The sequence below is a fragment of the Pseudomonas sp. CFBP 5748 genome, assembly GCF_053850495.1.
The window spans coordinates 888,124-909,394 of record NZ_JBSPTN010000001.1 but is presented as its reverse complement, the minus strand read 5'-3'; the positions used below and the strand labels follow the sequence as shown (position 1 = coordinate 909,394).

16 protein-coding genes and 5 pseudogenes are annotated in these 21,271 nt (G+C 55.5%); 7 read left to right on the top strand and 14 right to left on the bottom strand.

Annotated features, from left to right (window positions below; translation table 11 throughout):
- Positions 1-121 precede the first annotated feature (121 nt).
- Positions 122-913: a sensor domain-containing diguanylate cyclase gene (locus tag ACWNZ1_RS04190; RefSeq protein ID WP_288916323.1), complete on the bottom strand. Its 792-nt coding sequence runs from the start codon at positions 911-913 to the stop codon at positions 122-124.
- Positions 914-923: 10 nt separating this feature from the next.
- On the opposite strand from ACWNZ1_RS04190, the pseudogene ACWNZ1_RS04185 reads away from it, so the two are divergent.
- From ACWNZ1_RS04185 to ACWNZ1_RS04175, 3 genes and pseudogenes are all read left to right on the top strand, one after another.
- Positions 924-1,023, top strand: a pseudogene (locus tag ACWNZ1_RS04185) (cyclase family protein); the annotation flags it as partial.
- Positions 1,024-1,043: 20 nt separating this feature from the next.
- A pseudogene (locus ACWNZ1_RS04180) lies at positions 1,044-1,181 on the top strand (alpha/beta hydrolase); the annotation flags it as partial.
- Complete coding sequence (locus ACWNZ1_RS04175) at positions 1,171-1,476, top strand: hypothetical protein (protein ID WP_456027404.1); 306 nt, start codon at positions 1,171-1,173, stop codon at positions 1,474-1,476. The pseudogene ACWNZ1_RS04180 and the gene ACWNZ1_RS04175, both read left to right, overlap by 11 nt.
- A 221-nt stretch (positions 1,477-1,697) precedes the next feature.
- Here the strand turns inward: ACWNZ1_RS04175 and ACWNZ1_RS04170 are convergent, their stop codons facing one another.
- The 11 genes and pseudogenes from ACWNZ1_RS04170 to gbdR all read right to left on the bottom strand — a co-directional run bounded on the left by ACWNZ1_RS04170 (position 1,698) and on the right by gbdR (position 14,719).
- Positions 1,698-2,426 (bottom strand): methyl-accepting chemotaxis protein, encoded by a 729-nt coding sequence (locus ACWNZ1_RS04170; RefSeq protein ID WP_456027450.1) that lies wholly within the window; start codon positions 2,424-2,426, stop codon positions 1,698-1,700.
- Between the two features lie 129 nt (positions 2,427-2,555).
- Positions 2,556-3,488 (bottom strand): annotated as a pseudogene (locus ACWNZ1_RS04165) (cache domain-containing protein); the annotation flags it as partial.
- A gap of 230 nt (positions 3,489-3,718) precedes the next feature.
- Complete coding sequence (gene hppD, locus ACWNZ1_RS04160; protein ID WP_288916315.1) at positions 3,719-4,795, bottom strand: 4-hydroxyphenylpyruvate dioxygenase; 1,077 nt, start codon at positions 4,793-4,795, stop codon at positions 3,719-3,721.
- Positions 4,796-4,811: 16 nt separating this feature from the next.
- On the bottom strand, positions 4,812-6,104 hold the full coding sequence (gene fahA, locus ACWNZ1_RS04155; protein ID WP_288916313.1) for a fumarylacetoacetase: 1,293 nt from the start codon (positions 6,102-6,104) through the stop codon (positions 4,812-4,814).
- A 3-nt stretch (positions 6,105-6,107) separates the two neighbouring features.
- Positions 6,108-7,394: a homogentisate 1,2-dioxygenase gene (hmgA, locus tag ACWNZ1_RS04150; protein ID WP_288916310.1), complete on the bottom strand. Its 1,287-nt coding sequence runs from the start codon at positions 7,392-7,394 to the stop codon at positions 6,108-6,110.
- Positions 7,395-7,571: 177 nt separating this feature from the next.
- A complete protein-coding gene (locus tag ACWNZ1_RS04145) occupies positions 7,572-7,952 on the bottom strand; it encodes a RidA family protein (RefSeq protein WP_456027403.1) in 381 nt (126 codons plus the stop codon).
- Between the two features lie 16 nt (positions 7,953-7,968).
- Positions 7,969-9,258: an FAD-dependent oxidoreductase gene (locus tag ACWNZ1_RS04140; protein WP_456027402.1), complete on the bottom strand. Its 1,290-nt coding sequence runs from the start codon at positions 9,256-9,258 to the stop codon at positions 7,969-7,971.
- 246 nt (positions 9,259-9,504) lie between these two features.
- Positions 9,505-10,776, bottom strand: coding sequence for an OprD family outer membrane porin (locus ACWNZ1_RS04135; protein WP_456027401.1), 1,272 nt, complete (start codon positions 10,774-10,776; stop codon positions 9,505-9,507).
- A gap of 63 nt (positions 10,777-10,839) precedes the next feature.
- A complete protein-coding gene (locus ACWNZ1_RS04130; protein ID WP_288915034.1) occupies positions 10,840-12,204 on the bottom strand; it encodes an amino acid permease in 1,365 nt (454 codons plus the stop codon).
- Positions 12,205-12,824: 620 nt separating this feature from the next.
- Entirely contained in the window at positions 12,825-13,478 is a 654-nt protein-coding gene (locus tag ACWNZ1_RS04125) for a helix-turn-helix domain-containing protein (protein ID WP_288915037.1), read from the bottom strand.
- Positions 13,479-13,617: 139 nt separating this feature from the next.
- Positions 13,618-14,719: pseudogene (gene gbdR, locus ACWNZ1_RS04120) on the bottom strand (choline metabolism transcriptional regulator GbdR).
- Positions 14,720-15,655: 936 nt separating this feature from the next.
- Between gbdR and ACWNZ1_RS04115 the strand changes: the two are divergent.
- The 4 genes and pseudogenes from ACWNZ1_RS04115 (at position 15,656) to ACWNZ1_RS04100 (ending at position 18,247) form a co-directional block, all read left to right on the top strand.
- Positions 15,656-17,215 carry a BCCT family transporter gene (locus tag ACWNZ1_RS04115; RefSeq protein ID WP_288915042.1) on the top strand — a complete coding sequence of 520 codons (1,560 nt, stop codon included), beginning with the start codon at positions 15,656-15,658 and terminating at the stop codon, positions 17,213-17,215.
- A gap of 226 nt (positions 17,216-17,441) precedes the next feature.
- A pseudogene (locus ACWNZ1_RS04110) lies at positions 17,442-17,531 on the top strand (hypothetical protein); the annotation flags it as partial.
- Positions 17,532-17,540: 9 nt separating this feature from the next.
- Entirely contained in the window at positions 17,541-17,993 is a 453-nt protein-coding gene (locus ACWNZ1_RS04105) for a LysR substrate-binding domain-containing protein (RefSeq protein ID WP_456027449.1), read from the top strand.
- Positions 17,924-18,247 (top strand): LysR substrate-binding domain-containing protein, encoded by a 324-nt coding sequence (locus ACWNZ1_RS04100; protein WP_456027448.1) that lies wholly within the window; start codon positions 17,924-17,926, stop codon positions 18,245-18,247. Before ACWNZ1_RS04105 ends, ACWNZ1_RS04100 begins: the two co-directional genes overlap by 70 nt.
- Before the next feature lie 683 nt (positions 18,248-18,930).
- Here the strand turns inward: ACWNZ1_RS04100 and ACWNZ1_RS04095 are convergent.
- Both ACWNZ1_RS04095 and ACWNZ1_RS04090 read right to left on the bottom strand, forming a co-directional pair.
- The gene (locus ACWNZ1_RS04095; protein WP_456027400.1) at positions 18,931-20,151 is read right to left on the bottom strand and encodes a helix-turn-helix domain-containing protein; all 1,221 of its coding nucleotides are present in this window, start codon (positions 20,149-20,151) and stop codon (positions 18,931-18,933) included.
- An 81-nt stretch (positions 20,152-20,232) separates the two neighbouring features.
- Positions 20,233-21,204, bottom strand: coding sequence for a SphA family protein (locus ACWNZ1_RS04090; protein WP_456027399.1), 972 nt, complete (start codon positions 21,202-21,204; stop codon positions 20,233-20,235).
- Positions 21,205-21,271: the final 67 nt, after the last annotated feature.

Genomic DNA, 21,271 nt, shown 5'->3' with positions numbered 1-21,271 from the left:
TCGAACGCAACGACGCACTGGCCTCGGTGGGCCTCGTAGATCACGAAGGGAGCGATTGCACGCTCCCAAAGTTGTACAGCCTGGGGCCGACCCCGCCGCGCGTTTTTGCAAACTATTCAGCTCAGTTTTTCAGTATTGGCCAGGATTCAACTCTGTTTTTTCCAAGGCGCTTGGCCGCGTAAAGTGCCGAGTCAGCGGCTTTCAGAAGTGAGGTCTGATCATCCCCACAGGTTTCTGTAGAAGCAATCCCAAAGGAAGCTGTTACCGTGAACGTCTGACCGTGGTCCGTAAGGCTCATTTCTTCCAAAGACGCTCGTATGGTTTCAGCCCCTGATGCAGCGGCCTCGGCTGAACACTCTGGAAGAATCACAATCAGCTCTTCTCCGCCGAATCGGCATGCAATATCGAACGACCTTAGCGATCGCATTATCAGAGCGGAGACCGCACGGAGCACTGCGTCGCCGGCAGAATGGCCATAGACGTCATTCAGGTGCTTGAAGTTATCGAGGTCTAGCATGACGACACTGAGGTTTGACCCATTACGTTCAGAGCGCGCCAGCTCGCGCTTAAGCGTCTCGTCCATGAACCGCCGGTTGTACAACCCGGTCAGCGGATCCTTGATGGATTGAGTTTCCAATACTTGGCGCATCCGGCCATTCGCCAACGCCAGGGCCGTTTGTTCCGCCACCGCCTCAGCAATCTGTAAGCCCTCCTCGGACAAGTCCCGCAATCCAACTTGACGGATATGCGACAGCCCCAGAATCTCGCCATAGGCCATTAGGGGCAAACAACAATCGGTCACTTGGTCGGTGGCCGACGCCGCTGGGTAATGGGGGCAGCAAAGTTCGTGACGATGCTCGGTCAAATGCCATCGCCCTCGCCGGATCGCCCAGCAGTCCTTGGGGTTGAGCATCACAGACCACGGTTTGCTGGTGTCGTGTTTCCCCCTACAAGATCAAACACGCCTCCGCCGGTTTTGTACGCGCGGTAGCCATTATTGACGATGAAAAAATCGAAAACTAACGACTGATTGAGGAAGCCTTATGTTCAAGTATTTCCCGATAAACTATGTCTGGAACCTCTCGATCGGCCTGGCCATCGAGATGGGTGCCCGCATGGGCGAAATCGAAGCCATGTGCGCGCCCCTGCTGGAAGCGGCGAAGCAACCAGATGGGCATGGCCATTGAAGATGGGTATTTCCTGGGCAGCACACTGGGCAAGCGGAATTTGAGCGACGGAAAAGCCCTCGCTGAAGGCATTGCGGCATTCGAAGCAGAGCGTGTTGATTACGTCAATCACCATGTGGAATTCGCCCGCAAGCTGGGCAATCTCTTCCACTATCTGCCTTACCCCCTGGCCAAACTCAGAGACTTTGTATTTGACCGCACTAAATTGCTGGAAAGGATGATCAGACGAGATTATCTCAGCAATCAGGAGGCGATGAGTTTGTCTCTGCGGGAGCTGCACATCAAGTAGGTCCGAAGCAGTGGGTCACGGCCTTGTCTCGCAAGCCGCATTGACAGCTTGCCTGCGGACACGGCGACAAAAAAGCGCGGGATGCTGGTCGCCTCGTTATTTCAAAAACCTGGGTCAGGCGACCAGCCGTGGTGAAAGCAGCGCTCAACATGATCAGGGAGGACCAGTAGAAACCGATGCCTGGGTTCCCTGACAGCTACTCAAGCCTGGCGCTGACCGGGTCAAGTGTTAAAGCGGCTGACCAGATGGTTCAGCGTTTGGGAAAGTTGCGCCAAATTCTGCGCGTCCTCCCGGGTCGCCTCGGCTAAAGACGCCACCTGCTGCGCGTCGCCATGGATCTGGCTAATGTGACGGTTGATATCCTCGGCCACCTGATGCTGCTCTTCCGCTGCGGTGGCGATCTGGGTATTCATGTCACGAATCACGTCCACCGACTCGCGGATCTGCTCGAAACTCACACGCGCCTCGTTAATCGAAACCACCGCTTCCTGGGACACCTCCAGGCTCGCATGCATCCGCTTGCCCATCAGGTGGGTACGGCGTGCCAGGTTACCCAGCAATGCGTCGATTTCCGCGGTGGAATCCGCGGTACGCTTGGCCAGCGCCCGTACTTCGTCGGCAACCACCGCGAAACCGCGCCCTTGCTCTCCTGCCCTGGCTGCTTCGATGGCGGCATTCAATGCCAGCAGATTAGTCTGCTCTGCAATAGAGCGAATGGTACCGAGGATCGACTGGATATCGTTGCTGTCCTGCTCCAGTTCCACCATGGCCTCGGCCGCCTGGCCGACTTCCTGGCTCAGGCGGTCGACATTGCTTACCGCATCGTCGATCTGCTTCTGCCCGGTGTGGGCCTGAAGCTGACCGTTTTCCGCTGAATCAGCGGCCTGACTGCAGGAACGCGCTACTTCGTTGGACGTAGAAACCATCTCATGAAACGCAGTGGAAACCATGTCTACCGCATCACGCTGACGACTGGCGACTTGCGACATCTGCTGCGACACCTCGGTGCAGTTACTGGAACTGCCGTGGATTTGCCCCGCAGCCAAGCCAATGCGCTTGATCAGAGTCCGTATCGCCTCCAGGAACTGATTGAACCAGCCGGCCAACTGCGCCGTTTCGTCCTGACCCCGTACATCCAGGCGAGCGGTGAGGTCACTTTCGCCTTGGGCAATGCCTTCCAGACCGCTGGCGACACCCCGTATAGGCTTGACGATCAGCCCGGCGAATGCCGCGCCCAGCACAGCGAACAGGACAGCACAGGCTGCTGTTATCAACGCGATGATCCAGGTCAGGCGCGATGCACCGGCCATCACTTCGCTTTCCTTGATCAAGCCGACGAGTTTCCAGCCCAGCGTATCGGATGGCGCGACGTTGGCCATGTAGCGCTCGCCGTCCAGTTCGACTTCGACCAAACCTTTTCCAGCCTGAGCGAGCTGCGCGTAGCCGTCTCCCAAATCCCCGAGGCGCTTGAAGTTGTGCTCCGGCTTGCTAGGATCGACCAGTACGGTGTTGTTGCCTTCCATCAGCATCAAATAGCCGCTACCGCCCAGCTTGATCTGTTTGACCAACTCGGTGAGCTGATTGAGCGTCACGTCAATACCCACCACACCGCCGCTGGCGCCCAACTGGTTGGCAAATGTCCGCACGGTAGACACCAGGACGGCATCGTCGGGTGCCCAGTAGTAGGCCTCGGTGCGAATGGTTTCGCCCGGCCGGGCCTGGGCAGCCTTGTACCAGGGACGGATACGTGGGTCGTAGCTGTGCATGTTGGCATCGCCCGGCCAAAAGACACCGCCACCGTCCATAGTACCCATGGCGATGGAGGCATAGGCCACATGGCTCTTGGCCAGACCTTCGAACAGACCGAACAACCGCTGGTCCTTGGCCCCCAATGGCATTTTCGGGGCGTCGCTGGACATGTATTGTTTGATCGAGCCATCGACATCGTTCAGCAGCGGATGCACGGCAAGGTAATCCACGTTCTGGCTGATGGCTTGGAAAAATAGCTGCATGGCGTTATCGACCTGACGGATTTCGCGTGTGCTGCTGTCAATGAAACTGCTACGGGCTTCGCCCCTTACGTTGAAGATAATGAATGCGGCTACGAGCACTGCCGGGAGGGAGGCAATAGCGGCAAAAGCGAGCGTCAGTTTTTGTTTTATGTTCATACAGTACGTAGTCCTCTGGACGACCAGCGGCATATAGCGAGGAAGGAGTGCTTCAGGGCGTTACGCACGTTGAATCAGCCGGTTTCAATAACCCCCCGACGAACTTGATCACGCTCGATGGACTCGAACAGCGCTTTAAAATTACCCTCGCCGAAACCACTGTCCCCCTTACGTTGGATGAACTCGAAGAACACCGGGCCCAGGGCAGTCTCTGAAAATATCTGTAGCAACAAGCGCCGTTCACCGTTCTCCGACACGCCATCAAGAAGAATGCCGCGCTTGCGAAGTTCCTCAGTAGGCTCGCCGTGTCCTGGAATTCGGCCTTCCAACATCTCAAAATACGTTTGCGGTGGAGCGGTCATGAACTGGGTGCCGCTGGCCTTGAGGGCATCCCACGTCTGCAGCAGATCGTCGGTGAGGAATGCCACGTGCTGGATGCCTTCGCCGTTGAACTGCATCAGGAACTCTTCTATCTGCCCGGCGCCCTTGGACGACTCTTCGTTGAGTGGAATACGGATCATGCCGTCCGGTGCGGTCATGGCCTTGGAAGTCAGGCCGGTGTATTCACCCTTGATATCGAAGTAGCGGATCTCACGGAAGTTGAACAGCTTCTCGTAGAAGTTCGCCCAGTAGGCCATGCGTCCGCGGTAGACGTTGTGGGTCAGGTGGTCGATGATCTTCAGGCCCGCGCCCACCGGGTTATGGTCTACGCCTTCGAGGAACACGAAGTCGATGTCATAGATCGAGTTGCCCTCGCCAAAACGGTCGATCAGGTACAACGGCGCGCCGCCGATGCCCTTGATCGCCGGCAGGTTCAGCTCCATCGGGCCGGTTTCGATGTGGATCGGCTGGGCACCAAGTTCCAGGGCGCGTTTGTAGGCCAGTTGCGAATCCTTGACGCGAAACGCCATGCCGCACACCGACGGACCGTGTTCGGCCGCAAAAAATGCGGCTTGGCCGGTCTGCTCATTATTCACGATCGCATTGATCTCACCCTGGCGATACAGCGCCACCTTCTTGGAGCGATGGTTTGCCACGTGGGTGAATCCCATCCCCTCCAGTACAGGCTCGACAATGCCGGATTGCGGGGACGCCAGTTCAATGAACTCAAAGCCCATGAGCCCCATCGGATTTTCAAATAAATCAGCCATGCTTGTGCCCCTTATCTCATCGCGCCTTAATAATCTTGCCTCGGCATTCGCCGAAACCGATTGATGCAAAACCTGGTCGCACACATCGCGCGCGCAGGAAAATTTCATCGCCATCTTCAAGGAAACATCGCTGCTCTCCTGAGCTCAGGGCGATTGATCGTTTGCCACCTTCCGTGATCTCCAGAAGGCTGCCGAACTGGCCTGGTTCTGCACCGGAAAGAGTCCCTGAGCCAAAGAGGTCGCCAGCCTGAAGTTGACACCCGTTGACGGTGTGGTGCGTCAGCATCTGAGCAACCGTCCAATACATGTTCAGGGTGTTGCTCAACGTCAGGCGTTGGGGAGCCAGCCCCTTCTGGCGCATCAGTTCAGACTGAATCAGCACCTCCAGTTCGATGGCAAACGCCCCGCGAGCCTGGTCAGCTTCGTCCAGCAGGTAAGTCAGGGGACGAGGATCTCCGTCAGGGCGCCCAGGTTGCGCATGACGAAACGGCTCCAAAGCCTCCATGGTGACAACCCATGGGGAGACGGTGGTTATAAAACTCTTGGACAGGAACGGACCAAGGGGCTGGTACTCCCAGGCCTGAACATCACGTGCGGACCAGTCGTTCAGCAGGCATAAACCCGCGATGTGATCTGCCGCCCCGGCAATCGGTACAGCCTCACCTATCTGGTTACCCTTCCCAACCCAGACGCCAATTTCCAGCTCATAATCAAGACGGGTACACGGCCCAAAGGTGGGCTGAACTTCACCTGCCGGCAGGGTCTGTCCATGGGGTCGTCGCACGTCCGTCCCTGACGGGCGTATGGTAGAAGCACGACCGTGATATCCGATCGGGACGTACTTGTAGTTCGCCAGCAGCGGATTTTCGGGCCGAAACAGCTTGCCCACATTCCTGGCATGCTCAATGCCGACATAGAAGTCGGTGTAATCACTGATATGCGCAGGCAAACCCATCACACAATCGACGGCAGGCAACAGGCACGCTCCAACCAGATCCTGATGCCTGGACTGCTCGTCAAGCAGTGACAGCAGCACACCCCGCAAAGCGATACGCGGGCCGCTACCCAACTCAAACAGTTCGTTCAGACGACCTGTGTCAGTCGCTTCAATCGCCCGTAACGCTGACCCTTGGACCAACCCTGTAGATTTCAGTGCCTGGAGATCCAAAATTGAATCACCTATGGCGACACCGGCCTTTTTGCGGCTATTCCCATGACTGAAAATGCCAAGCGGGAGATTCTGAATCGGAAAGTCGCAATGGCCGTTCGCCGATTCGACCCAGCTTCGTTGGATGAGCTGAACAGACATTGCTTAGCGAAGCTCCGGGTCAAAAGTTTTAGGGATGCTGGCCCAGCAACCGTCGTAATCGGCTTGCAACTGAGAGGTTTCAAGCGCGTAGCGGCTCGGCCGAAGGACTTGGCTGGTTTCGAACATGAATGCCATCGTGTCGGTGATCTTGACGGGTTGAAGCTGTGCAGCAACGGCTTGAGTGCAAGTCGGACCATCAGGACCGTGAGCACTCATGCAACTGTGGAGCGAAGAGCCACCGGCAAGGAAACCATCGGCTTTGGCGTCGTATTCGCCAGTAATCAACCCCATGTATTCATTCATGAAGTTTCGGTGGAACCAGGGGGGACGGAACGTGTTCTCCGCCACCATCCAGCGGGGCGGAAAAATCACAAAGTCGAGGTTGGCCATCCCATGGACGCTGGTAGGCGAGGTCAGAACAGTAAAAATCGAGGGATCCGGGTGGTCAAAGCTCACCGTTCCCAGGGTGTTGAACCGACGCAGGTCGTATTTATAGGGCACATTGTTGCCATGCCAGGCCACAACATCGAGCGGCGAATGCTCCGAAATGCATCCCCATAACTCGCCCGAAAACTTTTGCACCAATGGCACAGGACCAACCTGCTCATAGGCAGCGACTGGCGTCAGGAAATCTCGTGGATTCGCCAATCCATTACTGCCAATAGGCCCGAGATCCGGAATACGCAGAGGCGCGCCATGGTTCTCTGCTACATAGCCACGCGCGCAGCTGTCCAACAGCTCAACACGGAACTTGAGCCCTCTGGGCAAAACGACAATTTCCTGAGGTTCTACCTGAAGTTTTCCAAGCTCGGTAGAAATCATCAGTCGTCCAGATTGCGGCACCACCAACAGTTCGCCATCAGCATTGAAGAACACACGCTCCATCGAACGGTTGGCAAAATAGCTGTACACGGTCGTGCCTACCGGTTTTTCTGGGCTCGAATTCGCAACCATGCAGACCAGGCCGTCAATAAAATCGACGGGGCATTCAGAAGCGGGAAGCGGGTTCCAGCGAAGCCTATTCGGGGTGACAGTTCCCAACCCTCCCCCAACCAACTGACGCTTCAAGCGAGTGAACTTCGGATGTTTGGCTGAAGGCTGGATTCTGTACATCCACGTGCGACGAAGCTCTGCTCGAGGCATGGTGAACGCTGTCCCCGAAAACAATTCGGCATACAACCCATATGGCAATTTTTGCGGTGAATTCTGTCCCTTGGGCAACGCGCCGGCGAGCGACTCGCTGCTGAACTCATTCCCAAAACCTGATTGATATTGCAAATCGATGCTCATGAATGCTCCAAACAGCATTAAACTTTTGCACAGTGTTAACGGGCCGAGTTAACCATCACTCGTTTGTTCGGCGTGCAAAAACCAAATCATTACCGCAGTGCGGAACTAAGCTAATTGAACAAATCCGACGATGAGGAATCAGCGTGGAAAACTGCCTGATTGATCACGGGCCGTCGTTCAAGCGTTAACGTCGACTGCCTGAACTTCAATCTCAACGCCAACACCAAACGCGAGCTGCGCCTGCACAAGGCTACGCACAGGCAAGCGTTGAGAGTTGAAGTAGCCGCGATACACTTCATTGAAGGTTGCAAAGTCGTTGAGGTCGCTTAGCCACACCGTAACTTTCACGATGTGATCCATAGAACTTCCTAAATCTTTCAACGTTTTACCAATGTTTGTCAAAACAGCATGACTCTGTTCTTCGATAGGACCGGCATGGGGCTTTAGGTTCGAATCAAAAGGAATCTGCCCAGAAAGCAATAAGAAACCACCTGCGCGGACGGCGGATGAGAAAGGCAACTGCGGTGCCGCTGGATAAAAAATTGCATGTCGAGTCATGGCAAGGCTCCCGTATTTAAGATGTAAAGCAAGAACTTGTGGGCTTGACCGGGCGACGCCCTATAAGACCGTAGCGGTCCCACTGATAGGGTGCCAGATCAATGACGGGTCTACGGTCGGCAATCAGATCACTCACAATGCGTGCCGAACCACAGGCCATCGTCCATCCCATCGCGCCGTGCCCACAGTTGAGAAATAGGTTGGGTATATGGCTCGCCCCTAGAAACGGAAGGTTGTCCGGGGTCATTGGACGTTGTCCCTCCCATTGAAGTGGAGTCACGCCTTGAATGTCAGGACAGACTTTTTCCGCGAAATTTTTAAGTGCTGCAAACTGCGTCTGCATGACCGGACCATCGGGAATCCCCACATCAGCAAAGCCCGTGAATCGCAGTGTTTCACCGAACGAAGCCCACGCCACTTTATGCCGGATCGACACAGCACCAACACGGGATCTTCGACCTGAGGGAGCTGGGTAGGAAATCGAATAGCCTGTGACTGGATGGATCGGCAGGTTGTGCCCGATCGATCTCATAAGTTGCCGCGATGCAAGTCCAGCTGCCACTACGACAGCGTCACCCTGACGATAACTTTTGTCGGTGTGCAGCCCTTTAGCGACACCGTCCTGAACATCAAAACCGAGCACTCGCTCGTCGAACCGCACCGTCGCACCAAGTTCAATGGCCCTGTTCATTGCGGCGCTGGCGTAAAGCGCGGCGTCTCCCGTGCCGTCTTGAGAACAGTAGATGCCCTTCGCAAACTTTACCCGGGCCGCCTGCAATGGAGGTTCTTGCTTCAGCAAGGAAGCTGAATCGAGTTCTTCGAATGGCTCTCCCGCCTCTCTTAATAACGCTGCATCATACGGACCGGGCGTCTGCCCCTCTTCATACAGATACAAGATCCCACTAAGACGCCCACCATAGTCGGCATTAGGTATGTCGCACTGGCCGAATTGCAGATCACGCGAGTAGCACGAGAGCGCTAAAGCAGCTTTTGAGTTCGCCAGCCACCGCTCTCGCGTTGCCTCCCGAGCAAACAAAGTGGCCCATCGGGCCAGCGCGGGTGTCCAGGGACCGTGGATTCCGATGCCATCACCCAAGCCCAACATAGATTTAACTGCAATACCAACAATGCCTGGCTCGGCCCAGCTGAAACAGTGACCCGGGGAGATGAGTCCGGCATTGGCAAAGCTTGCACCTGTGGCAGGCGCGTGAGCCCCTTCGATTATCTCGACACTATGGCCATCACGCATCAGCGTCAGCGCAGTCACGGTGCCACTGATGCCAGCGCCTACAACAATGATGTGCATCTGTAATCCTTCAATTTCGGGTGCTGAAAAGCATAGGTTGCACGGGGCAATAGCGCCGGGACCTATAACCTGTGTATGCGAACCGCTTGTTGCGCAAAACGAAACTGCCGTTACTCGTTGCTCATCGACATTCAGGAAGCGACTTCCAATACGAAGTCGGCCCCCTAAATGCCGAATAAAAAATCGCCACATGATGTGACGGTGGTAGGGTTCAAATCACTGCCCCACCAACGTCGATTCCAATACTTAAAAAATGCTTATTGGATACTCGATGAACGCTCGGACCTCGTTGCCGCTGACGTTATAGTCGCTGGCATTATCTGATACTCGAAGCCAGGACCCACGTAGACGTAACTTCAGATCCTTGGCTGGCCCGGTTTGGACAACGTACTGCACCTGATTGAACAACTCGTGCTCTTTACCCTCGCCCTCGTTGGTGCGGATGTTGTCTCCTTTCACGTAAGCGATTCGATATGTCAGTCCCGGCATACCGTAAGTTGCAAAATCCACTCCATAAGCCAACTGCCAGGATCGCTCGTCTTCCGCGTTGAAATCCGACCAGTAAGAATTACTCAGGAAAATGCTGCCGCCCCCATCTCCCACGCCGCCAGCATTTTGGTTGCGCCCGTATTGGTAGCCGGTGTCGCCACTGCTGCGCTGGTGTGCGATCGTGAACGAATGTGGTCCGAGAGCATAGGTAGCCGCCAAGCTCCAAATGGTGTTTTCTCGCCCAGTGGCCAACTCGTCGGCATAGGCTCGATCAAGTTGGGAATGGTAACCATTGAAGTCAAGTTTCAGAGAACGGGCACTCTCCAACGGGATCAAATAAGTCGCCCCGAGGTACTGCTTCTTCAGACGATCCTCGACATCGGAAACGTAAAAGGAGCCGCTAAGACTGTCGCTAAGACTGTAGTTTGCCCCTAACACATCAATTTGTTTCAGCCCACCACTATCCCGTCCCTCGGCGCTCTTGCGAGCTTGTGCAGTGAAATGCCCGGCATTCAGTTCCAATCCTTGAATTTCCTTGGAAACGAGCATCGTGCCAGTATAGCTTTCGGGTAAAAGACGACCATCGTCATGGTTAAGTATGGGCCAGCTTGGCATCAACTCGCCATAGGACAGAACGGTATCCGAAAACTTAAACTTCACCGACGCCCCCGCACGACTTAGATCGTGAGCGGCTTCTCCACTATCTCCACGTTTGAAGAAATCGATTCCCCCTGCCCCCGACTTCCCCTTACCCCCATCCAAACGAGCGCCATAGAGCCCGAACGCGTCAACCCCCATACCTATAGTGCCCTGAGTAAACCCGGAGGAAAACTTTCCGATTACCGCTTGGCCCCATTCTGCCTTGTCCTCTCGCCGATCATCATAATCTCGGCTGATGTAAGCATTTCGAAGCAATATATTGAAATGGCTATCTTCAACGAATCCAGCTGATGTTGATTGATCGGCGGCCATGACGTGCCCCGCAGCCAGACATCCGAGCAGGGTTAAGCCCGAGCGATAACTCCCCATGTTTTTTCACCTTATTACTTATAAATATTTATCAGGAGGTAGATTTCTAACGTTTTTATTTTCTTATGGTACTGACACACCACCGATATCGGCTTTTGAGGGCTGCCGGTTCAAGAAATACAACACAGATATAACGGCTGTCCAGATACCGCCCGCATAAAGTGAAACCCGCGTCTCTGACTCATAACCCAGCATGAACAATACAAACGCCACAAATAACAAACAAATCGCCGGGGAGATTTTTCGCAACGGCATCGGATAATCATTGACGACACCGGACTTCCTGATCCGACGCTGGAAAAATATATAGGTCAACGTAATCATTCCCCACGTCCAAGCGACGTTGAAGGCTAACAAGGACATCATGTAGCCAAACGCACGATCTGGAACCGCATAATTCAGAACCACCCCGAGAGCCATACAGGCGACCGTTGCGAATACCGCACGCGCAGGGATTCCATTGCTACGAACTTTTTGGAGCATTTTCGGTGCTTGGCCTTCGTCGGCCAATCTCTTGAGTATGCGCCCCCCACTAAACAGGATGCAGTTGAAACTGGAAAGGGCTGCGGTTATCACGACGAAGTTTATGATGCCCGCGGCTTCTTTAATGCCCAAGCGTTCAAATGTTGTAACGAACGGGCTGCCCTGCGTTCCGATCTGATCCCAGGGATAAATGGCCAGAATCACTGCAATCGCGGCTACATAGAACAGCAGAATTCGCCACAGCACAGAGTTGATAGCGCGCGGGATGGTTTTCTTTGGATCTTCCGACTCCGATGCTGCGATACCAATCATTTCTACGCCAGCGAAGGCATACGCTACGATGGGCAACGAAATCAACATGCCGCTGATGCCATTGGGAAACCAACCGCCATGCTGCCAAAGATTGGAGAGTCCCAGCGGTACGCCGTTGTTGCCCCAGCCGGTAACAATCATCATTCCGCCCCCAGCAATAAGGGCCAGGATCGTCGCGACCTTGATGAGTGCGAACCAGAACTCGGCTTCACCGAAGGCGCGAACCGCAAGGAGATTCAGCGCACAAATTGATGCGATGGAAAAACAAACCCAAGTCCACTGCGGCACATCAGGGAACCAAGCCTTCATGTAAATACCGACCGCAGTCGATTCAGCGACCCCTACCCCAACCATCAAAATCCAATAGTTCCAACTGGATAAAAAACCCGCATACGGTCCGAGGTATTCGTGTGCATAGGCGGCAAATGAGCCGGAAACCGGATTATGAACGGTCATTTCACCCAGCGCGCGCATAATCAGGAATATCACACCGCCACTGATGATGTAGGCCAAAAGGACAGAGGGTCCAGCGGACTTAATCGCTGATGCTGACCCCAGAAAGAGGCCGACACCAATGGACATGCCCAACGCCATAAAAGATATCTGGCGAGAGCTGAGAAGTTTATTTGCCATGTTTGTGAACACCTACCGATAGCCTAATTGTTATTGAAATTAGCTTTTTCCGCCGAAACGACTTGGATGCCATTTTCGCCGACTGGCTGCACGCTGAGCCTCCTCACCAGCCGAAGCGGCACCAATGCCTGACTGCCTGTTTTCACCCTACTCTGCTCTGCCTGTTTTCCGCTTCTCCCATGGCCACCGAAACCGATGCACTGCTGCCGTGAAAAACACGCAGCCCCACCATCTCCTCGACTGAATACACCATTCTCGACAAGGTCAACCCAAGCCTCAAATTTGCGTATACGCGAAAACCATATGAAACTACTGGAGAATATTTTTATCAAGCTTTTTTTGCTAATACGCAAATTTAGCGAAAGTCAGAGGTGCGAAATGGCTGCCCATTCTCGACTCTGCACAGTTCCTTGTGCGGAACGGCTGCATGCCGAGCCCGGTGGCCGGTCCCCTGGGGAACTGACCTCGCGAAACAGATCAGCCCTGGTTCACGGGGGTCAAGAGAAAGACGTGACGACGCCGTCACAGTCCCACATGGACATGCCTTGAACAGGGCGGCTGCAAACTGCATGTGGGAAGACAAAACTAATGGTGCGAAGAAGGACGGTAGCCGTGATCACTCAGTGGGAAGGCTCATCATGCCCTTCCCGCGCAAGGAGCATATGATCGCTTTCAGCCGTGATCACACCGATTATTTTGGCCAACTGCTTGCTGACACTGATGTAGGCATGACCAACACGACTGTCAAAATACAGTGAGTCGCCTTTCCCCAGGCGAGTCACTTCACCTGTTTCGAAATGCACCTCAACTGCCCCAGCGAGCACATAGATGAATTCCACCCCAGAGTGCCTGGCGAAGTCTTCTGGGCTATTGATTTTGCGGGCGTGGATCGTACCCAAGACAGGGTTGATGGGCTTGCCACTCACAGCGGTGGCGAGAAACTCATAGGTGAACGAGAGTCCCCTGTAGGCCACGCCTTCCCCGGCCCGAGTTACAACCGGTCCCTGATCAGGTGGCGACGACTCATAGTCCTGGGAGAACAGCGTGCCTATATCCAACTGTAAAGCCTGAGCCAGGGCGGCGACATTTTCATAGCCTAAGGCAAGTTGCCCTCGCTCCGCTCGGGAGATAGTGGTGATCGAAACGTTCGAACGCTCCGAAAGCTGAATCAGCGTCCAGCCTCGCTGCTTACGGGCGGTCCGCAGGCGCACCCCGAGGGTTTCGGGGTTCAACAATTTAGGGGTTCTTGCTGCATGGTTAGACTTGCTTTTCACGACACCTCCTGCGTAGGCATCGATTCTATCACTGAAGTCTCACCAAGACGCTAACACTTCGCGTTAACGCAAAAACAGATCAGTACTCGGCCCTAGCATGCTTCCTCGCAAATCCAAACCCGCCAAGCGATGCCGCAGTTCATAACCGAACGCTAGCAAACGTTGACTCTTCGCTAGCCTGACCCAAAATCGACAGCGCTCCAAAGGGTGATGAAACAAAATTCGGCGATATCGGTATCAAAGCAATCTGTTGAGCGGTATTGGAGCCTACGCGTTCGTCTCGGGGCGGAATTCCGTAATATTCGCGATAGCACTTGGAGAAGTGCGGCGTGGAGACGAAACCGCAAATTGAAGCAACTTCGATGATTGAGATCGGCGTCTGCTTGAGCAGTTGTCGCGCACGAATCAGCCGCAGCTTGAGGTAATAGCGCGACGGCGAACAGTGCAGAAATCTCTGAAACAACCGCTCCAGCTGACGCCGGGACACGGCGACATACACCGCCAGTTGGTCCAAGTCGATCGGCTCTTCGAGGTTGGCCTCCATCAGCGCGACGATTTCCTGCAACTTCGGCTGATTGGTGCCAGAGCATGTGCTTGAGCGGCACGCGCTGGTGATCCTGTTCGTTGCGGATACGCTCGTAGACAAACATTTCCGAGATCGCCGCCGACAGCTCACGACCGTGATCACGGCTGATCAGATGCAGCATCATGTCCAGCGGCGCGGTGCCGCCGGAGCTGGTGAAGCGGTTGCGGTCGAGGGTGAACAGGCGGGTACTCATCGATACCCGCGGGAAAGCTTCCTGCATCGCCGCCAGGCATTCCCAGTGCACACTGCAATCGAAACCGTCCAGCAGCCCGGCGCAAGCCAGGGCCCAGCTACCAGTGCAGACCGCGCCGAGGCGACGGGACTGGCGGGCCTGACTCTGCAGCCACGACACATGTTCACGGGTCACGGTGCGCTGGATGCCGATGCCGCCACAGACGATGACAATGTCCAGGGGCGGCGCCTTGTGCATGGAGGCGTCGGGGGTGATCTGCAAACCGTCACTGGCCCAGACCTGAGCCCCATCGACCGTGAGGGTGGTCCAGCGATACAACTCACGACCAGACAGCTGGTTGGCCATGCGTAGCGGTTCCACCGCGCACGCCAGGGAAATTAGCGTGAAATTGTCCAGCAGCAAAAAGCCAATGGATTGAGGCGCATGGGTCTGGGGTTGGGCCCCGGAGTTGGACGTCAGCATTGCGGTATCTCCTCACATAAAGCATAGGCCTCAGAGAGAGGCTCTTCTTATTTTCCCCATCAAAAAAGTGACGGGATGAATTTACGAGCAAGAATCGCGCCTTGCAGCACTGATCATCCATAACTCATACCAGGATTGACCGAGAACCATATATTGGGTAGCGCGCCGTAAACAGCAGGGAGTAAAAATGGCAGAGCGAACGCATCGCCCCTAGCCGCTGTGCAAATCAGTAGCACCCGCACAGGGTAGATTATTATTGACCCCGATTTTCGTTACCCACGGCATAAGCCTTAGGATCTATAACCACAACCAGCAGCAACTACAAAGAATATCTGAAGGTTGGACTGCGCTTCATGCCCCCCCTACTGTTCTATAAAAACCGAGGAGCTATGGATACCGATCATGCTCGTACTCCCGCGAGTTCAATGCATGCCCGACAGTGTCAAAGAAATCACAAGCGGAATGTTCGGATTCGAAGGCAGATGGACGTTGTTCCAAATCGCCCCTGCCTCAGCAGTGCCTTAGTGCGGGCAATGTACGAAGGTTTGACTATGCCTGCCGCGCCTGTGGCGGCAGATCGACTCACCTAAAGCTCCCACCGGCGAAGCGCTCGTGACTTATAGGCACTTTTCCGTTGTTCAGCCAGACGTTTTATCCAAAGAAAAGGTTAAGGGCGATGGTTTGTAGTAAACCTCATCGCCGGTAACGCACCCTCAAGCAAGTTCGCCACTGGCAACACTGGGGTGACCAGCGTTGTTATGAGTCAAAACACCAGAGCTTTCTTTTAGTCCCTGCTTGGCACTGTTGATAACGCTGTCGTGTTTGGAATTGTGGGGATCGTCCACGCGCAAGCCACTGTTTACTAAGACAGCGACCATTAAGGGGTCAATAGCTATCCCCGCCGCGCGGGTTCCATACTTTACTGGAAATTAGAGAATGCAAAAAACACCTGACTCATCCGTCGACAAGGTGGTTTTCTGGGTGGCTGCCGTGGTTTCAGCCTCGTTCGTCGCCTGGGGGGCGCTCTCACCCAAGGCCATGGCGACGACGTTGCAGGCGCTGCTCAACACTATCATCGACGAGTTCGGTTGGAGCTTCGTCGTCTCTACAGTGTTTTTCCTGGTCTTCGCGCTGTTCCTGGCCTTCAGCCGCTTCGGCCGAATCAAGCTGGGCAAGGATGGGGAGCAACCGGAGTTCAGTACTTCGTCGTGGATCGCGATGATGTTTAGCGTCGGCATGGGTATCGGGCTGATGTTCTGGGGGGTGGCCGAGCCGGTCACGCACTTTGCGACGCCACCGCACGGACTGGCGCAGCCTCACTCTAGGGAAGCCGCCAAGCTGGCCATGCAGTACGCTTACTTCCACTGGGCGTTTCACCCTTGGGCGATCTATGCCATCGTCGGCCTGGTCATGGCCTACTTCTCGTTCCGCAAGGGGCTGCCAAACCTGATATCCAGCGCCTTTACGCCGCTGATCGGCGAAAAAGGCGTGCGCGGTCCGCTGGGCAAGTCGATTGACGTGCTCGCGGTTTTGGCCACTCTGTTCGGCACCGCTACTTCGCTCGGTCTGGGCGCGCAGCAGATCAACAGCGGCCTGAACTACCTGTGGCATACCGGTGAATCGAATGGCATTGCGTTGACGATCATTGCGGTGATGACAGTGCTCTTCATCTTTTCCGCAGTATCCGGCGTGGGCAAGGGAGTGCAGTTTCTCAGCAACGTCAACATGGTGGTTGCAGTGCTGCTGCTACTGTTCCTGGCGACAGTGGGGCCCAGCGTGTTCATCATGAACACGCTGGTCGCGTCGGTAGGCGAATACATGCGCGAGTTGGTGCCAATGTCGTTTCGCACCGCGGCCTTCAGTGATGGCAAGTGGCTCGCCAGCTGGACCATCTTCTACTGGGCCTGGTGGATCTCCTGGGCGCCGTTCGTGGGCACCTTCATCGCGCGAATTTCACGCGGCCGAACTATTCGCGAGTTCGTCGTCTGCGTCATCTTCATTCCCAGTGGGGTGACGATGGTGTGGTTCTCGATCATGGGGGGCGCGGCCCTGTACTCGGAGTTGACCGGCGTCGGTGGTATTGCCGCTGTAGTGAATGATCAGGGACCAGCAGTGGCGCTCTTCGCGCTGCTGGCTCAGTATCCCGTCGCGGCGCTGACTTCGTTTGCGGCCATGGTGCTGGTCGGCGTGTTCTTCATTTCGGGGGCCGACGCCGGCTCAATAGTCATGGGGATGCTTTGCTCCCGCGGCAATTTGGAACCACCGCGCTGGCTGGTAGTGTTGTGGGGAACCTTGGCCGGTGCGGCTGCATCAGTGCTGCTGGTGATGGGCGGCCTCGCTGGGTTGCAGACCGCAGCCATCATCGTCGCCGCCCCGTTCCTGCTGGTGATGATCGGGATGTGCGTGTCGCTATGGAAGGCATTGCTAGATGACCTTCAGGCTGGCGAGGCGCAGGAGCCCGTGTTGCCCCCAGCGAACCAGGACATGTCGTCATAGACTGAAGCCCTTCAGGTGCGATGGGACGTATGCAGCGGGAAAATCCCATAAAAAGAACGGTACGGTGCCCTACTGGGCCACTTCGCTGATGATCGCCCCATCAACGAAGTGGTAACGTCATAATTCTTCTCGGCGGCTGTGGCGTCGCAGATCCAAAACAGTATCATCGCCAGGCCCGGCAATCTCATCCGGCCATACACGAGCAATCGAGGCCTCCGAAATTCTTATGCAGTGCCGGCTCGATACGCCGCCCAGACTTGAACAGCGCTTGGGAATCCTCCTTTTCCATCGGACGACACGTAGAGTATCTCTGACCGAAGCAGGCTTGGATTTACTTCAGAAAGTCGAACCAGCCGCCAAAATTACCGCAACGGGATTGGAAGATGCTGCTCAGTCAGCCAAGGCGCCCTCCGGCACTTTGCGCCTACTAATGGAACGTTTGGCATTGCCGCATGCTGTTGAGCCTGTGTTACCAGCTTTTCGAAAAGCATGGCCCAACCTGAGTCTGGAACTCACTGTTAGCAATCAGCACGAAAATTTCGCCGCCGACGGCTATGACACCGGCATTTTTATCGGTTCTTACATCGCCCAGGACATGATTGCGGTTAGGCTTTGCAAACCATTCAAATGGGCGGTTTTTGGGGCGCCTGGATTACTTCAAGGCCAAGGGGAAGCCACAATCCACCAGCGACCTCATGCACCGACTGCATCAGGTTTCGCCGGCCGGAGAAAGGTGACATTTATCGCTGGGAATTCCTCGAGAACGGGTCGACCGTAAGAATTGATCCGATAGGCCCGATCACAGTCAACGACGGTGAACTCATGCGCAGCCTAGCGACTAAAGGCGTCGGACTCATCTACTCATCCACCTTTCATACCTCAAGGGAGCTGGCCTGCGGTGCCTTGGAGCCCGTATTGCTTGAGTGCTCACCTGGCAATGATGGGCTCTTTCTCTACTTTTCAAAAACCGCAAAAAATCAGCTCAAGCTACTGTTTTTTTTCGACTTGTGCGCTCAGGTACTAGCACACTGAAAGCGTCGCGCCTCTTCATGCTCGCATGATAGCCCTTGCGCATTTGGGCGTTGGCAATGGATCGCCTCTGCCCATTTGCACGTCGCAGGGCATTGATCTTTCTCAGTGTCGATCAATTGTTTGTGCGTGATGCCCAGTTGCCGCAGGGGCACGCTGGACAGATCAACTAGGTGCAGCGGTTGGCTAACCTGGACGACAGAACGAACCTGCCCAGTCAGTTTTCCTTTGTCGAGGCTCTTGAAGCCAGCCGTGTGGGGAACGCCGTGAAAACGGTCTCCATCAAGGTGCCCTCAACTGTCGTGCCAACATACAAAGTAGGAATCAAACACCGGGATTGAATTGATCTGGCTGATATTTATCCTGATGCGCACGATGGAGCACATCGCCCTTTGCAAGCAGCGTGAGGGTCGCGTGCAGCGTAGCCGCAGGCACTGGGGTAACGGACGTTGCCAAATCCGTGGCAGGCTTCGCCCTACCCTCACTGGACTCGGCACGCTGCTTAGCCATGGACAATGCCTTGGACTTCAGTGCGGCTGTAATCACCCGATCAGGCTCCGATGCCAGCAAGCCCCGGTTTTTTTGACGCCCAGAAAACTGTTATCTGAGCGGAACCAGTAAGCCATTAGTGCGAATCTGGGAACAGCCGAACCAAACGGATATCGGCTCGGGCGGCTAGCCAACGCTCAGCTGGGAGCTAACTTCGAGACAGAAGTAGCAGCATCCCTAACCGCTCCTGGCGTCAGACCGCACCATTTGCGGAAAGCACGGTTGAATGCAGCTTCCGAGCTGTAGTTGGATCGCTCAGCGATTGACGCAATGCTCAGCGTAGTCTCTGTCAACATCTCGCTCGCCCGAGCCAAGCGCACGTGGGTTACGAAGTGCCGCGGCGACATACCGACCGAGGCCATGAAGCGACTGTTCAGCGCCGAGCGGCAAACATGGGCGACCTCGACCAGATCCTGTAGATCCCAGTCCTTTTGAGGTTCCTTGAGCACTGCCGAAATCACCCGAGCGACAGCGGGATCGGCCAGTCCCTTGTAGATAGGCCCGGTATCCGGTTGTGAAGTGGCCTCCTTGAGAGCGATGGTCAGCAACGCCTCGGCTAGCCGGATTGCTGCGGGTTGCGTGACGGACCGACTCCCGCGCTGTACATCCAGCTCGTCATGGATGGCGTTGAGAAATGAACGATGCTTGTCCGCGAACCCCTTGAGCAACATCGGCCCCGGCAAGCCGTTGATCAAAGCGCCTGAGGTTTGCTTGTCGACGAACATAATGACCATGCGCAGCTCGAACAACTCACCGCCGCCGCCATAATTGACCTGTTGATCAAGTAATAGGCCAAGTGAAGGGTGGCCTTGGGAATCCGTTAAATGAGGCTCCACCTGCGCGGCCATCAAATCACGAATATCAATACAAGGCGTATGGTCCGGCGCCATGATCCGATGATGCGTATGAAAAGGCAGCACCAACATGTCGCCCTGGCAGAAATTCATAGGCTCTACCGGCGCATCGAACGAAACGACGCACTTGCCTCGGTAGGCCTCGTAGATCACGAAGGTATCCGCTCCGTAACGGACATCCACGCCAAAGGGAGCGGTCAGGTTGGCATGGCCCGGCACGGCGGCAGAAAGTCGAATGGAACGAAGGAGAAGATCGAATGCTTCCGAAGGCAAGTAACACGCCGGATTGGAAAGCGACCACAGGACCTCGTCGCGGTACTTAAAGAGTCCTTGATCAAGCGTTATCGGGTCCTGAGCAATAGCATTGGCTAGCTGAGACATACGCTTCTCCAACTGCGAAAGCAGCGAGGCATCACGTGCCTGTTTATTGTTGTTACGCCAAACTAACGCACCGCCGCAAGGGCGTCCATCAGCTTTATCAGCAATATGCCCGTCGATGTCCATGGAGAAAGCCGTCAGGCACACGCACGACAAAGCCGGCAACTATGCACCGGCTTTGTCGAAAAACGTGATGCAGAAATGGCCTCAGAAGACTTTCCAACCCATGATCATCACCAGGCTGTAACCAGAGAAGGTGTTTTCAGCATCGTAATTGGCCGCCGCTTTTACCTTGAGCTGGCTACCGAGGCTAGGCAGAAACACGCTGACCACCGGGCCGACCGAGCCTGACGAGAACTTGCTATCGTTGGTTCGCAGACCGTTGGGCAGCTTGTCACCGTCGATCTGTTTGGCTTGTTGCCCAGCGAGACCGACCTGCCAATTTCCATAACGTTCGGTAATCGCCCAATCTAGGTTGACCACTGTCCCGGCGTCGAAATCGGTGTCATGGTTTTTTTGCGGCATCGAGTAGAACAGCCGAGCACTGAATTCGGTTCCATCGCCCCCCAACGAATACTTCGGACCGGTCAGGTAGCTCACGGCCAGGTTCGGCGAAACGATCCAGGTGTTGCCACCGGTATTGACCGGCTCGTGCTTGTCATAACTTCCGGTGGGCATCGTGATACCAAGACCACCACCGATGGTCAGGCCGTAAGGCAGCGGCGCAAGTCCGGCATTGCCCGCCTCGCCTCCCCCCAAGTACTTGCTCCAGAAGAACAGGTCGCTATAGATATCGGCGGCGCCAGAACTGCAATGGCGCTCGCCAAAACGAATGCAGCGGCGACCGTAACCGAACTGTGCCGAGGTGGCGACGCTGCCGCCGAATATCTTGGCGTCGTAGACGTAGTTGAACCCGACCACGCCGGCCGACGCATCGAAACCGGTGTCGAGCGGCACCTTGTCACCGTTGACGTCTCGGAAGTCGTCGGAGGTCACGCCGATGTAACCGGCACCCATGTAGAGCCCTGGCTGTGGGGGCAGATAAGCGGCGCCGATGTCGGTTCCACCAATCGGGCCACCATAGATGGGTGTCTCGCCGGCCAGCGCGGTGCTCATCATGAAGGCAGCCGTCAGCCCAGCCAGAGAAGGAACAAAACGTAGTGTGGGTTGTACGCGCATGGGAAGTTACCTCGATTATTATTGTTGTTTTGTTGCACCGGTCACAGGCGTTGCGACCAGCAGCGAA